At 62.8% G+C, this 12,788-nt stretch carries 14 protein-coding genes and 4 pseudogenes; 12 read left to right on the forward strand and 6 right to left on the reverse strand.

Features of this window, described 5'->3' with window-relative positions; translation table 11 throughout:
* A partial coding sequence (gene xseA, locus JCM19049_RS03415) for an exodeoxyribonuclease VII large subunit (RefSeq protein WP_279402378.1) occupies positions 1-1,183 on the reverse strand: 1,183 nt, incomplete at its 3' end.
* Positions 1,184-1,387: 204 nt separating this feature from the next.
* On the opposite strand from xseA, the pseudogene JCM19049_RS03420 reads away from it, so the two are divergent.
* Positions 1,388-2,471: pseudogene (locus JCM19049_RS03420) on the forward strand (4-hydroxy-3-methylbut-2-enyl diphosphate reductase); the annotation flags it as partial.
* 105 nt (positions 2,472-2,576) lie between these two features.
* Positions 2,577-3,660 (forward strand): annotated as a pseudogene (gene ychF, locus JCM19049_RS03425) (redox-regulated ATPase YchF).
* Between the two features lie 365 nt (positions 3,661-4,025).
* Here the strand turns inward: ychF and JCM19049_RS03430 are convergent.
* Positions 4,026-4,514, reverse strand: coding sequence for a GNAT family N-acetyltransferase (locus JCM19049_RS03430; RefSeq protein WP_054820807.1), 489 nt, complete (start codon positions 4,512-4,514; stop codon positions 4,026-4,028).
* A gap of 365 nt (positions 4,515-4,879) precedes the next feature.
* On the reverse strand, positions 4,880-5,095 hold the full coding sequence (locus JCM19049_RS18370) for a hypothetical protein (protein ID WP_279402379.1): 216 nt from the start codon (positions 5,093-5,095) through the stop codon (positions 4,880-4,882).
* A 238-nt stretch (positions 5,096-5,333) separates the two neighbouring features.
* Between JCM19049_RS18370 and JCM19049_RS18375 the strand changes: the two genes are divergently transcribed.
* From JCM19049_RS18375 to JCM19049_RS03450, 8 genes are all read left to right on the forward strand, one after another.
* On the forward strand, positions 5,334-6,038 hold the full coding sequence (locus JCM19049_RS18375) for a hypothetical protein (protein WP_279402380.1): 705 nt from the start codon (positions 5,334-5,336) through the stop codon (positions 6,036-6,038).
* 39 nt (positions 6,039-6,077) lie between these two features.
* A complete protein-coding gene (locus tag JCM19049_RS18380) occupies positions 6,078-6,281 on the forward strand; it encodes a hypothetical protein (RefSeq protein ID WP_279402381.1) in 204 nt (67 codons plus the stop codon).
* Positions 6,269-6,496 (forward strand): hypothetical protein, encoded by a 228-nt coding sequence (locus JCM19049_RS18385; RefSeq protein ID WP_279402382.1) that lies wholly within the window; start codon positions 6,269-6,271, stop codon positions 6,494-6,496. The genes JCM19049_RS18380 and JCM19049_RS18385 overlap by 13 nt, the downstream gene beginning before the upstream one ends.
* Positions 6,496-6,771: a hypothetical protein gene (locus tag JCM19049_RS18390; protein ID WP_279402383.1), complete on the forward strand. Its 276-nt coding sequence runs from the start codon at positions 6,496-6,498 to the stop codon at positions 6,769-6,771. The genes JCM19049_RS18385 and JCM19049_RS18390 overlap by 1 nt, the downstream gene beginning before the upstream one ends.
* 1 nt (position 6,772) lies before the next feature.
* The gene (locus JCM19049_RS18395; RefSeq protein ID WP_279402384.1) at positions 6,773-6,979 is read left to right on the forward strand and encodes a hypothetical protein; all 207 of its coding nucleotides are present in this window, start codon (positions 6,773-6,775) and stop codon (positions 6,977-6,979) included.
* A gap of 19 nt (positions 6,980-6,998) precedes the next feature.
* The gene (locus JCM19049_RS18400; protein ID WP_279402385.1) at positions 6,999-7,886 is read left to right on the forward strand and encodes a hypothetical protein; all 888 of its coding nucleotides are present in this window, start codon (positions 6,999-7,001) and stop codon (positions 7,884-7,886) included.
* Complete coding sequence (locus JCM19049_RS18405; protein WP_279402386.1) at positions 7,883-8,152, forward strand: hypothetical protein; 270 nt, start codon at positions 7,883-7,885, stop codon at positions 8,150-8,152. Before JCM19049_RS18400 ends, JCM19049_RS18405 begins: the two co-directional genes overlap by 4 nt.
* 368 nt (positions 8,153-8,520) lie before the next feature.
* Positions 8,521-9,153 carry a YtoQ family protein gene (locus JCM19049_RS03450; protein ID WP_279402387.1) on the forward strand — a complete coding sequence of 211 codons (633 nt, stop codon included), beginning with the start codon at positions 8,521-8,523 and terminating at the stop codon, positions 9,151-9,153.
* A 24-nt stretch (positions 9,154-9,177) separates the two neighbouring features.
* Here JCM19049_RS03450 and JCM19049_RS03455 read toward each other — a convergent pair.
* From JCM19049_RS03455 to JCM19049_RS03465, 3 genes and pseudogenes are all read right to left on the reverse strand, one after another.
* Positions 9,178-9,943 (reverse strand): annotated as a pseudogene (locus JCM19049_RS03455) (SCO1664 family protein).
* Positions 9,943-10,464: a DUF3090 domain-containing protein gene (locus tag JCM19049_RS03460; protein WP_054820808.1), complete on the reverse strand. Its 522-nt coding sequence runs from the start codon at positions 10,462-10,464 to the stop codon at positions 9,943-9,945. The pseudogene JCM19049_RS03455 and the gene JCM19049_RS03460 overlap by 1 nt, the downstream one beginning before the upstream one ends.
* Positions 10,465-10,473: 9 nt before the next feature.
* Positions 10,474-11,179 (reverse strand): annotated as a pseudogene (locus tag JCM19049_RS03465) (histidine phosphatase family protein).
* A gap of 446 nt (positions 11,180-11,625) precedes the next feature.
* Between JCM19049_RS03465 and JCM19049_RS03470 the strand changes: the two are divergent.
* Positions 11,626-12,324, forward strand: a complete 699-nt coding sequence (locus JCM19049_RS03470; RefSeq protein ID WP_054820809.1) for an endonuclease/exonuclease/phosphatase family protein — start codon at positions 11,626-11,628, stop codon at positions 12,322-12,324.
* A gap of 138 nt (positions 12,325-12,462) precedes the next feature.
* On the forward strand, positions 12,463-12,788 hold a 326-nt coding region (locus JCM19049_RS03475), incomplete at its 3' end, for an XdhC family protein (protein ID WP_374700221.1).

The raw sequence follows: 12,788 nt of genomic DNA on the forward strand, positions 1-12,788 counted from the left end.
GCCGCCCCCGCCTCCAGGGCCGCGGCATCACGAATGATGGCCCGGCCGCATCCTGGGCGACCGCGTAGCCGCGGTCCAGGGTTTGCTGGGGTGAGAGCGCCCGCACCTGGGTGGCCAGGTGGCGGATCTCGTCCCGTGCCCGGTCCACTCGATGGCCCAGCAGCTGGGTGCACCGCTCCCGCCAGCGGGAGAGGTCCTCGCGGCGGGTGGTGATCATGGTTTCGGGGAACGCCATGACCGGGCGGGCACGCAGCGATTCAAGCAGCTGGGCCTCACGCTGCAGCTGGTGGTTGATGGCCCTATCCAGCCGGTCCCGGGCCTGAGCCAGCCCGGCAAACTCCTCCTGCAGATCCGGCACGATGCGCTTGGCCGCGTCCGTGGGGGTGGAGGCCCGAAGGTCGGCCACGTCATCCAGGATCGGGCGGTCCGCCTCGTGCCCGATGGCGGAGACCACCGGGGTGGTTGCGGCGAACACCGCGCGCACCAGTTCCTCACTGGAAAACGGCAGCAGGTCCTCCAGCGCCCCGCCGCCGCGGGCAATGACAATGACATCGATTTGCGGGTCCGCATCCAGCTGGGCCAGCGCCGCCATCACCTGGGAGGCGGCGTCGCGGCCCTGCACGGCGGTGTTGATGATCCTAAAGCGCGCCGCCGGCCACCGCAGCGTCGCGTTGCGCACCACGTCCTTCTCCGCATCCGAATCGCGCCCGGTGATCAGCCCGATGGTGCGTGGCAGCACCGGTAGCGGCTTCTTGTGCTTCAGGGCAAACAGCCCCTCCGCGCCGAGCGCCTGGCGCAGGCGTTCCAGCCGGGCCAGCAGCTCGCCGAGCCCCACCGGGCGCAGGTCGGTGGCGTTCAGCGACAACCGTCCGGTCTTGGTGTAGAGATTCGGCTTCACCCGGGCCACCACGCGGGAGCCCACCTCCGGCTTGGTGGCCAGCCCGCGCATCACCGAGGCCCACACGGTCACCGAGAAGGAGTAGTCCGCATCCACGTCACGCAGCGTCAGGTAGGCGTGCCCGTTGCGGATATTGGTCTCCAGCAGCTGGCCCTCCACCCAGGAGATGGGGGAGTTCTCAATATGGGCCTTCAGCTTCTCGGAGAGCACGCGCAGCGGCCACGGGTTCTCCGGGCTGGTTTCACGGGCCGTGAGCGGCATCGTGTCCGGGGCACGGGATTCCATTCGCGCTTCTCCTCACCTGGGTCCGGGGCGAATAAGGCCTGGACCGGCCCCGTTCGCACCTGTGACGCTACACCACCGCACCGACAATTCCGTGCCGCACGGCGCCCTGGTCTTGACCGGCAGAGGCCAACCTCACAGGCCCGCGGCGGTGGTGCGCATCATATGAGCATGGGCTTACTTGCGTCCACTTCGTAGACTAGTGCCATGGCTACTTCCACTTCCATTCCGGTTTCCCTGCCGATGCCCCGCATCCCGCGGACCCGACGTTCACCTCAGGAGATTGCCGACGCTTCGCCGAATGTGAACCAGCGCAAGGTGCTGTTGGCTGCCCCGCGCGGCTACTGCGCCGGGGTGGACCGTGCCGTGGTGGCGGTGGAAAAGGCGCTGGAGCACTACGGCCCGCCGGTGTACGTGCGCAAGCAGATCGTGCACAACCTGCACGTGGTCTCCGAGCTGGAGGCCCGCGGGGCGATCTTCGTGGAGGAAACCGATGAGGTGCCGAGGGCGCCTGGTGGTCTTCTCCGCCCACGGCGTCTCCCCGGCTGTGGTGCGCTCCGCCGAGGACCGTGGTCTGCAGACCATCGACGCCACCTGCCCGCTGGTGACCAAGGTGCACCGCGAAGCGGTGCGCTTTGCCAAGAACGACTATGAAATCCTGCTCATCGGCCACGAGGGCCACGAGGAGGTTGAGGGCACCTACGGTGAGGCGCCGCACGCCACCACCATCGTGAACAACCCCGAAGAGGCCGACACCGTCCAGGTGAAGAACCCGGACAAGCTGATCTGGCTCTCGCAGACCACCCTGAGCGTGGACGAGACCATGGAGACCGTGCGCCGGCTGCGGGAGCGCTTCCCGAACCTGCAGGACCCGCCCAGCGACGACATCTGCTACGCCACCACCAACCGACAAGTGGCCATCAAGACAATTGCCCCCAAATCAGATCTGGTGATCGTGGTGGGCTCCTCAAACTCATCCAATTCGGTGCGCCTGGTCGAGGTGTCCCTTGACTACGGCGCCAAGGCCGCCTACCGGGTGGACTTCGCCCACGAAGTAGATGAGTCCTGGTTCGAGGGAGTCTCCACCGTGGGTGTGACCTCCGGGGCCTCCGTGCCCGACGTGCTGGTGCAGGAAGTGCTGGAGCTGCTGGCCGAATACGGTTTTGGGGACGTGGAAGAAATCACCTTGGCCGAGGAGGACATCGTCTTCTCGCTGCCCAAGGAAATCCGCGGCAAGCTCAAGGAAGCTGGGGATGACTCCCGCGCCCTGGGCGGACGCGGCACCCCACCACCTCGCGTTAATCGCGCACTGCCCGCCCGGCTCCGCCACGCGCCAAAAGGTGCGCGGCGCACCCAGTTCACCTCCCACCCCTAGCAAAAGGTAGAATCGTCTCCCGTGGCTCTTACTATCGGAATCGTCGGACTGCCCAACGTCGGCAAGTCCACCATGTTCAACGCGCTGACCCGTGCCCAGGTGCTGGCGGCCAACTACCCCTTCGCGACCATCGAACCCAACGTCGGTGTGGTCTCGCTGCCCGATGAGCGGCTGAAGGTGCTGGCCAAGATCTTTGGCTCCGAGCGCATCCTGCCCGCGACCGTGTCCTTCGTGGACATCGCCGGCATCGTCAAGGGCGCCAGCGAGGGTGAAGGCTGGGTAACAAGTTCCTGGCCAACATCCGCGAGGCCGACGCCATCTGCCAGGTCACCCGCGCGTTCGTGAACGACGACGTCATCCACGTCAACGGCAAGGTGGACCCGGAGTCGGACATCGAGACCATCGCCACCGAGCTGATCCTGGCCGACCTGCAGACCATTGAGAACCAGCTGCCCCGCCTGGAGAAGGAACTGCGCGGCAAGAAGATCGACAAGTCCTTCATGGACAACGTGCTCGCCGCGCAGAAGGTGCTCGAAGAGGGCAAGACGCTCTACGCCGCCGGCGCCGCGGCCGGAGTCGACCTGGAGGAAATTGCCTCGCTGCAGCTGATGACCACCAAGCCGTTCATCTACGTGTTCAACACCGATGAGGCGGGCTTGGCCGACACCGAGATGCAGGCCAAGCTCTCCGAGCTGGTGGCCCCGGCCGAGGCGATCTTCCTGGACGCCCAGTTCGAGGCCGAGCTGGCCGAGCTGGAAGAAGACGAGGCCGTGGAGATGCTCGAAGACGCGGGCATCGAGGAATCCGGGCTGGACAAGCTGGCCCGGGTTGGCTTCGATACCCTGGGGCTGCAGACCTATCTGACTGCCGGCCCGAAGGAAACCCGCGCCTGGACCATCCCCAAGGGGGCCACCGCACCGGAGGCCGCAGGGTGATCCACACCGATTTCCAGCGCGGCTTCATCAAGGCCGAAGTGGTCAGCTTTGATGACCTGGTCGAGGTCGGCTCCGTTGCCAACGCCAAGGCCGCAGGCAAGGCGCGCATTGAAGGCAAGGACTACATCATGCAGGACGGCGACGTCGTGGAGTTCCGGTTTAACGTCTAGCGTTAATGACGGTGTCCGTGATGCAATGCTCTGATCAGATTGTTCGGCAGCAAGGACAGCGAGCGCATCTGACATGAGCAGGACGTCCAGCGCATCGGCCGGAAAATGCAACGAGCGGCTCTGCGGAAGCTCGAGCTGATCCATGCGGCGAAGGATGTCGAGGATACCGGGCAGTTTTGCGGGCGGGGTATACGGGACGCTCGTCTTACCCGTGAATAGAGAAATCGCTGGCACGCCAAGTCAGCAGGGTCGGTGTCCCAGTGAACGACCGGCCTATGGGACACTCCGGCGACGTTCATAAGGGAGACCCATTCGGGGCATTGGTCGATTGACTAATGCCCCGAAATTCCTCCTTGGTGCGCCGTCTAGAGTGCTAATTTAAACCCCACATGAGATGGAGTAAAGCCGAGACGTTCATAGAAACGATGCGCATCGTCTCTGGCTTTGTCGCTGGTCAGCTGGACCAAGGAAACATCGCGCCGACGGCCCTCCTCGATGGCCCATTTCATCATCTCTGAGCCGAGTCCGTCGCCACGCAGCCGCTCATCTACTCGGACTGCCTCCACGGTGAGTCGAGTCGCGCCGGATCGAGCGAGACCTGGAATGACAGTCAACTGCATGGTTGCCACGACCGCATCTGTCTCGTCGAGCACAGCCACCAGCAACTGCGCGGGGTCAGCGTCGATCGCCCGGAATGCATCTAGGTACGGAGCGCGATGCTCAGGTTTCGCCGAATTCTCGGCTTGCCGAATAGGGTCGTTGGATAAAAGCTCGACGAGTGCGTTGAGGTCTTCTTCAACAGCCCTGCGTAGATAGAACTTCTTTCCTGACAAGATGAAGGTTTCCAAAGTCATGGATTCATCCTTACATGTCAGCGAGAGCACAGAGGGACCAGAATGTGACGCCTACTTTCGAGTACATCCCTAGAGCGTTGAAGTTGGGCTTCCTTCCCCCCTCCTTCCCCCTCGAAGAGACTGGTCTTTGGGCTGAGGGCATCTCATCCCTCATTACGCTAAAGGCGCTGACCCGCGCCTGCTGATTTCGACGGTAATGAGCCCGCCTGCCGCGCCATCCGGAGGTCATCCAGGGATTGTCATTGCAGGTATGGGCGCGGAACGTCCACGCCACTTGCCGAGTGTGTCAGGCCCCTAAGCTTCACAGCCCTCGTGGTTGAGCGAAAGATTCTTGCGGAAAACTAGTGGAAGCGTCTGCCCCTCATTCACGGGGGAGTCTGTGTGAGTTTCTTCCATGCCTTTTGCTTTCGGCTACGGACGGGTACGGTGCGAGCATGGCCACTAAAGCAGTAAAGTTCACGCCTGACATCGAGCAGACAGTTGAACATGAAGATGAGTTGACCGATCAGATTCTTGAGCAGATGGCGGCCAGCCAACGCGCGGCTGCAGACCGGCACCGTCACGCTCTTCGAGATGCCCACGCGAAAAGTCATGCGATTCTCAAGCCACGGTGACCGTGCACGACGGGTTGCCCCCGGAGCTGGCCCAGGGCATTTTTGCTGCACCGGCTACCTATGATGCCGTGGTCCGAATGTCGTCGTCGCCCGGGGACCTGCACACCGACCGCACCGCAGCCCCGCGTGGATTCGCTGTGAAGCTCATCGGGGTGGAGGGGGAGCGCTCCTGCCGGAACCGGCCGGGCACAATCAGGACTTTCTGATGGTCAATTTCCCAACCCTGGCCTTCGGCACCATTGCCAAGTACAAGGACATGCTTGCGCTTCTGGAGAAGAACTCACAGGCTCCGGAGATACTTCAGCGGGTGGCCACCGGGACCATGCGTGTTGCGCGGGAAGCGGTTGAGGCTGTGGGCATCACGCCAAGTGCCACACTGGAAGGCCTTGGACGGGACAACAGCCACCTGCTGGGCGAAACCTACTACACGCAGGCAGCAATCCGTTACGGCGAGCACGTGGCCAAACTGTCGATCGCACCGAAGTCCGAGAACGTCCGGTCACTGACAGGACGCCGAATGAAGGTAGAGGACTTCTCCGGAATCCGCGATGTACTGGTCGACTACTTCCGCTCCGAGGGGGCCGAATACGAACTGCGCGCCCAGCTGAGTACCGACGTTGATGCGATGCCGGTGGAGGACACAGCGGTGCTGTGGAAGGAAGAAGACTCACTCCATCGCCCCGTGGCGACCTTGCGCATCGAACCACAGGACGCTTACACCCCGGAACGCCGAATCTACGGAGACGATGTGCTGACCTTCAACCCATGGAATGGTGTCCAAGCGCACCAGCCCCTGGGCTCCATCATGCGCATCCGCAAGCACGCGTACGAGCGTTCGACCGCCTACCGGCACGACTACAACGTCCGGGAACGCGTTGAACCGGACAGCATCGAGCAGATTCCCGACTGAGCATCGCCGACCAGACAACCAGAGAGAAAGGGCATCCCCGTGGCTGAACATCCAGACCCCCGGCTTGAGGACGAGAGCCGGCTCGACAAGATCAAACGCGTCGTCGAGGACGTCGCCCATGACGCACCGCCGTTGGCGAAGATTGCGCTCGAAGCAATGATCCGCAATCACAACCCGGATCTCGCCGGCACCGCAGAGACCGCCGGTAGGTTGGCATGCGCTCTGGCAAAGTGTCCGAGCTGACCGCAATCGCGAAGCTCAAGCCCGGTGGTGGAGAGCGGCTGCAGCGGATCCTCTCGTTGACCAAGGGCAATATGGACGGCGCCCAGCGGGTCTCGACGTTGCACGATATGCGGTTTGTCTTCTTCGACGACAACACCCGGATCCTGTTCGCAACCACCTATGACGGCGACTGGGACGCTACATCAATGACTTTGCCACCAAGATCCCTGAATTGATGGACCTGCTGTTCCAGAACGTCGAAGGCTGGCCGGGGATCGACAGCCCGAGCGTCAAGGACTTCATTGCCGAGCACCAGATGACGGCCGCAGGCTGGTTCGTCGCAAACCCGCAGGTAACCGTCGTTGATGTTCGCCGGATGCAGCGCACCGAGCACGCGTTGAACGACTTCTTCGACTCGATGAGCGGCCGCGAGGATCTGGACCCGAAGACAGCCGAAGCGATGAAGAAGCTGACCGACGCGATCTCTACCCCCGAGGGGGTGGACTACTGACATGGGTATCTTGGGAGATCTGAAGCGCCGCTTCCGGCGTGAAGACGTCAGTTTGGACCTGGACGACATCCAGGGCCTCATCCTGCGTTCCCGTCCCGAACCCTACGTGGGTGCGCATGCGGTACTTCAGGTCACGGAAGCCGAGGGCGGACGGGACTTCATTGCCAAGCTCGCAGTTCATTCACTCGGCGCAGGACTGGACCGATGACCTGAAGGCGTGGACCGGTGTGGCCATCAGCTACGACGGACTCAAGGCCCTGGGAGTCCCCGAGGACTACCTGAAAAGCTTCCCGCTGCCGTTCCAGCAGGGCATGGCCGCCCGAGCTGCGCAGCTTGTCGACAACGGTCCGAATGCTCCGGAGCATTGGGACGACGCTTTCGCTCCGGGAACCTGCCACATCGCCCTGACCATCTATGCCGAGGACGAGGACGGGCTGGACGAGGCGCTCTCCACGGCCATGGATGTCCTTGACCGCTCCAGTGGAGTCACCCTGATCGGCACCCATCAGTTCGGCGTCACCAAGGAGAACAAGAACCCGTTCGGGTTCCGTGACAACATCTCGCAGCCCACCATCGCCGGCAGTGGAGTCAGTCCACAGCCCGGCCAGGAGCGCTCGATCGCCGCCGGGGAGTTCATCCTCGGTGAAGACAGCGAGACCGGCGCCCCACTGGGTGTGCCCGAGCCGGCCGAACTGGGGCGGAACGGAACGTACGTCGTGCTGCGCAAGTTCATCAGCCACGTCGGTGCGTTCAACGACTACCTCGCCTCCCAGGAATCGGACAGCGAGGCCCAGCACAAACTCGGGGCCAAGATGTTCGGGCGTTGGCGCAGCGGGGCCCCGCTGGTTCTTGCTCCAGACCAGGACGATGAGGCTCTCGGGGATGACCCCAGCCGGAACAACAACTTCTCATTCAAGGATGACCCAAGGCTGATGTGTCCGCACTCAAGTCACATGCGCCGACTGAATCCCCGGGACAGCCAGCTGACGATTATGACCGACGTCAACATCAAACGCATCATCCGTCGATCGTCGACCTTCGGGCCGGACTGGTCCCCGCAAGTGACGGCTGCTGACGATGCCAGGGAAGACCGCGCATCTACTTCATCTTCATGAGCGCCCGAGCTTTCGACACGATCGAGTTCATGCAACAGGAGTGGATCAACGGCGGCAACTTCGTCGACCTCGGCAGCGAGCGCGACCCCATCGTTGGCAACCATCACGGGGACGAAACCGGCGGGCAATTCACCATGCCAGCGGAACCTGCCCGAAAACGGATCAACGGCATCACCACGTTCAACCGGATGTCCGGGGGCGAGTACCTTTTCGCACCGTCCTTGTCAGCATTGAAATGGCTCGGTAACCAAGGCTGGAGTAGGTGAGACTGTAACCAGGTTGCCGTCGGCCACGTTTGCCCTAGCGGCCCGCGGGATCCCCAACAGCGGGCAAGCCGGACGGAGCCAGTCACTGAGCTCAAGGACGATCACGGGGTTGCCTTGGAACCCGGAGGTGTTAGATCGCCTTCATGGCCTTGGATGAGTCACGATACTCCGCACAGCGAGTCGTCGTTCAAGGCCTGAACCGTGCTCCGGGTTCCTCACGGATTCACTGCGTCACGGGGAGACGGAAATGCTCCGATGACAGATGATGAAGCGCGTCTCATGATACCGGTGGCGTAACTCACTAGGATGGGTGGTTGATCCAATGGATCAGCCACGTCCGTCCATCTCGAATCAAGGAGTCTTGAATAATGAGTTTCAACGTCTATCTTTCCGGAGAGATCCACACTGACTGGCGCGAGGAGATCCAGCGCGGTGCCGAAGCCGCCGGCTTGGACGTCGTCTTCACCGCACCGGTGACTGACCACCCCGCCAGCGATGCCGCCGGCGACTACCTGGGGGAGACCTCCACCCAGTTCTGGCGTGATCACCAGTCCTCCAAGATCAACGCCATTCGTACCCGCACCCTGATTGAAAAGGCGGACTTCGTTGTGGTGCGTTTCGGCGACAAGTACAAGCAGTGGAACGCAGCCTTCGATGCTGGCTACTGTGCGGCGTTGGGCAAGCCTTACGTGACCCTGCACGATGAAGATATCGTCCACCCGCTCAAGGAGGTTGACGCCGAGGCGCAGCTGGTGCAAGACCACCGACCAGGTAGTGGAAACACTGCGCTACGTGCTCCAGGACTGAACCGGGGGAATGAGTCCGCGGGGGTAACGAACCTGCCCCGGCAGAGCGGTGATCTCAGGCGCCGACCTCGTTCCACGATTGACGGACCTGGCTCCTGGGATAACACCCTTGGGCGCGACAGTGTTCGAGCGCTTCCCCGCCCGGCTGTTGCCGGTGATTGGGGCGGGGGCGCGGTTGAAGCCGGGACGGCTTGAAGCCGTTCGGCGTGACGCGTGGCCTCAGAACAGCGGCCAGGGCACTGCCGGCATCTGGCCGCGTGGGGCTGGAAACAGTCCTGCCATGCTGATCTGCAGGCATCGCCTCGCCAACGCGGCGATCTCCTCGGCGCTCAACAGTCCCTCCAGCCTTTGGCCGAGTTCGCCGGAAAGCGCCTGGTTCACTCGCTTGATCCCCGCCACCTCTTCGGCGCTCAGGGATTCACCCCACCAACCCCACAGGACCGTGCGCAGCTTGTGTTCATGGTGAAAGGTGAGTCCGTGATCCACACCGTACCGGTGTCCATGGGGCATGGCCAGAATGTGGTTGCCCTTGCGGTCGGCATTGTTGACGATGGCGTCGAATACCGCCATGCGTCTTAGCTCGGGGGTGTCCTCGTGGATGAGCACGATGATCTGTCCGCTCTCATCCTGGCCCTTGAGAACGTGCTTCCAGCCGTTCTGCGATACCTGATGCTCCGGCAGTAGGTCTACGGGGCTCTGCTCGGGATCGGGTTCTTTCCACAGCTGCACCATCCCCTCGCCCAGCGGCCCATCGCGCAGCCAGGTGTGCGGCACGACGTCCCACCCGAGAGTTTGTGAAATCAGGTAGGAGGCAACCTCCCTGTGGGCCAGCGACCCTTCAGGAAAATCCCACAGCGGCTTTTCTCCTGCGATGTTTATAGACGACCTGCGTCTTGCCGATGCTGCCCAGGAACGTGGCGTTCGATGCGCTCGTGATGCGGCCGGTGAGACGCAGCTCGGCTTCCACCAAGTCCGGTGTAGGCATCAGAGATCTTCAGGAGCGCAGATGTGCCCCTCGGGGTCCATCGGGTAACCACAGCGAGGGCACATCGGCCGGCCGGCCGCCACGATCTCGCGGGTGCGTTTTGCGAAGGCACGGGCCGTTCCAACCGGTATGCGTACGAGCAACATTTCTTCCTCTTCAGCGCTCTCGTCCTCGCTCAGTGGGTGGAACTCCATGACAACCTGGGCTGTGGAGGGGTCCCAGCCCAAAGTAATGGCACCGAGGCGGAACTGCACCTGGACGTCGTCTAGAGGCTCATTGTCGACAAGCTCGATGGGAGTCCCCGACGGCACACTGAAGCGATTGCCTGCAACCGTGCTCAACTGGTCAAGGACCTCGTCAATCTTTTCCGCGAGCGCAGCTGATTGCTGTTTCTCCAAGGCCACGGACACCAGTTGTCTACCGGCGCGCACCTGCAGATAGAACGCACGAGACCCCGGCGAACCGATGGCGCCAACGACAACACGATCTGGCCAAGAAAACTCGTGAACACGTGTAGACATGTGTGTATTCTAGGCCGATTTGGTCGATGATGTCTGGTGTCCCGAGCCGCCACCCACCGCAGCATCGCCGGCGCTGATTCCCTTGGCCAACCAAGACAAATCGCCAGCTTCGGTATTGATCGCGTACACACTTGGGCGAGGCCCTCCGTACCGCACAATGGAGACCGATGCCGGGCCCACGTTGATGCGCTGGAACAGGTCCAGATGCATGCCCAGCGCGTCCGCGAGCACCGACTTGATGATGTCGCCATGACTGACTGCCGCCCAAAGGGCATTGTCCATGCTCGGCCTCGAATGCCGCATCATGGCGACGGATTGCGGCCACCGAGCGCGACTGCATCGCGGCCAGGGACTCGCCATCCGGAAACGTCACGGCGGAAGGTTGCGACTGCACCACCGACCACAGGTTTTCGGTCACAAGCTCGCTGAGTTGGCGGCCCTGCCACTGGCCGTAGTCACACTCGGTCAAGTCGGGATCAACGGGAGCAGCCGGTGCCTGGCGTTGCCGATTAAGGATGAACTGGCTGGTCTGCCGGCACCGTTCGAGGGGACTGGACACGACTGCGGCAAGGGGCACCGCTGCCAACCGTTCTCCGGTCAGGGCCGCTTGATCCCGTCCGGCTTCATCCAGGGTGACGCCATCCATCCGTCCGGCCAACATCCCAGCGGCGTTGGCTGTGGAGCGGCCGTGCCGCACGAGTAATACTGTCGCCATGCCCTCAGCCTAATCATTCGGTGCGCGCAAACCCACCGGCACGCAGATCATGCCAGCGTGGCTGACTTGATCGGTCGCCTGCCGTGGCGGGCAGCCGACAGGGCACAGCTCTAGGAATCGACGTGGCATCACGAACGTCTCCTTTTGTCGAGTCGGCTTTTGGAGGACAATGGACGAATAAAGTCTCTGCAACCATTGGAACAGGCGTTTTCTGAGGAAGGCAGGAACCCCATGGGCCCCGGTGTCTCCGATGCCAACCTTGGCTGTGGCTCCTCGGGGCCCTTGACGGCAGTGGTGGGCAAGAGAAGGCCCCCGGCATTGCATGTCATGAGCTGGAACATTCGGTGCCGCATGCAGTACCTCTTCCAACGCGAAGCCGATCAATGGGGGGTGAGGGCGCCTCGACTTCGCGCACTGCTGGAAGCGGAGCAGCCTGCCTACTGGGGGTGCAGGAGGCCCTTGCCGATCAAGTGGATTTCCTCATCGAATCCTTGGGCGGGACCTATCGAGCGATCGGTCATGGGCGGGATCGTCAACGAGCAGACGAACAATGCCCGATCATCTACGATGCCCAAAGACTGGAGCTGCTTTCCTGGGAACAAAAGGCCCTGTCGAATCACCCGGCCCAACCCGGCTCGATGTCCTGGGGAAACCTTGTTCCCCGGGTACTCATCGAGGCACTTTTCCAGGACCGTGGAACCGGCCAGCGCCTACAGATGATCAACACACACTTCGATCATCTGTCCGCGCATTCTCGGCTCCGCTCCGCTCAGGTGATCGCCCGGCTGGTGAGGGGCAGCGAGCACCCGACGGTTGTCACCGGTGACCTCAATGCACGTCCTGGGTCGGCGCCGCTGGCCCAGTTGCTCTGCGAAAATACGCTCCTCGATTCGCTGGACGCCGCACCACGACGGGTGGCTACACAGTGGGGAACGTTCGCCGCCTACCGTGCACCGACATCCCGGCGTCCCCGGGTTGATTGGATTTTGGTGTCCCCAGATCTTCTGGTCCGCAGCCCAGGCATCAACGGAAGGCAATACGGCGGGGGATGGGGGTCTGATCATCTGCCCGTGCAGGCGGTAATCGAAGTGCCCATTGCCGGCCTGCCGCATCCCCACCCTGAGCCTGGCCAGCACCAAGCCTGAACCTCACCGTCGGTCTTTCTTGGTCGTTGGACGGAACGGCACTGTCTCCGGCGGGTCGCTGGGCCTTCCGGTTATCGCTCTCTTGAAGAAAGCTGCGAGCGGCTATGCCTGCGCTGAAGCCAGGATAGGCTGTGCACTGTGCTGGACATTCTGTTTGCCGCACAGCAGCGGCTCTTCGACCTAGACAATCCGCGGGATGTCGCGGTCGCGACCATCGTCGCGGTCCAGGGCTCCGCCCCTCGGCCCATCGGAACCTCCATGCTCGTCGACTCGACGGGAGCGGTCCAGGGTTCCCTGAGCGGAGGATGCGTCGAGGGCGCCGTGTTCGAGGCCTGCCAAGACGCCCTGGCCAGCGGTGAGCCGGCCGTACACACCTTCGGGTACAGCGATGAGGACGCCTTCGCGGTTGGCCTGATGTGCGGCGGGGCCATCGAGGTCCTGGTGCAGCCCTTCCGCGCCGGGGG

Source organism: Arthrobacter sp. JCM 19049, assembly GCF_001310435.1.

Coding starts and splice junctions, on each gene's coding strand:
- JCM19049_RS18375 (WP_279402380.1), top strand. CDS start 5,334: ATGGTCAATTTCCCAACCCTGGCCTTCGGCACCATTGCCAAGTACAAG.
- JCM19049_RS03450 (WP_279402387.1), top strand. CDS start 8,521: ATGAGTTTCAACGTCTATCTTTCCGGAGAGATCCACACTGACTGGCGC.
- JCM19049_RS18390 (WP_279402383.1), top strand. CDS start 6,496: ATGGACCTGCTGTTCCAGAACGTCGAAGGCTGGCCGGGGATCGACAGC.
- JCM19049_RS18405 (WP_279402386.1), top strand. CDS start 7,883: ATGAGCGCCCGAGCTTTCGACACGATCGAGTTCATGCAACAGGAGTGG.
- JCM19049_RS18395 (WP_279402384.1), top strand. CDS start 6,773: ATGGGTATCTTGGGAGATCTGAAGCGCCGCTTCCGGCGTGAAGACGTC.
- JCM19049_RS03430 (WP_054820807.1), bottom strand. CDS start 4,514: ATGACTTTGGAAACCTTCATCTTGTCAGGAAAGAAGTTCTATCTACGC.
- JCM19049_RS03460 (WP_054820808.1), bottom strand. CDS start 10,464: ATGTCTACACGTGTTCACGAGTTTTCTTGGCCAGATCGTGTTGTCGTT.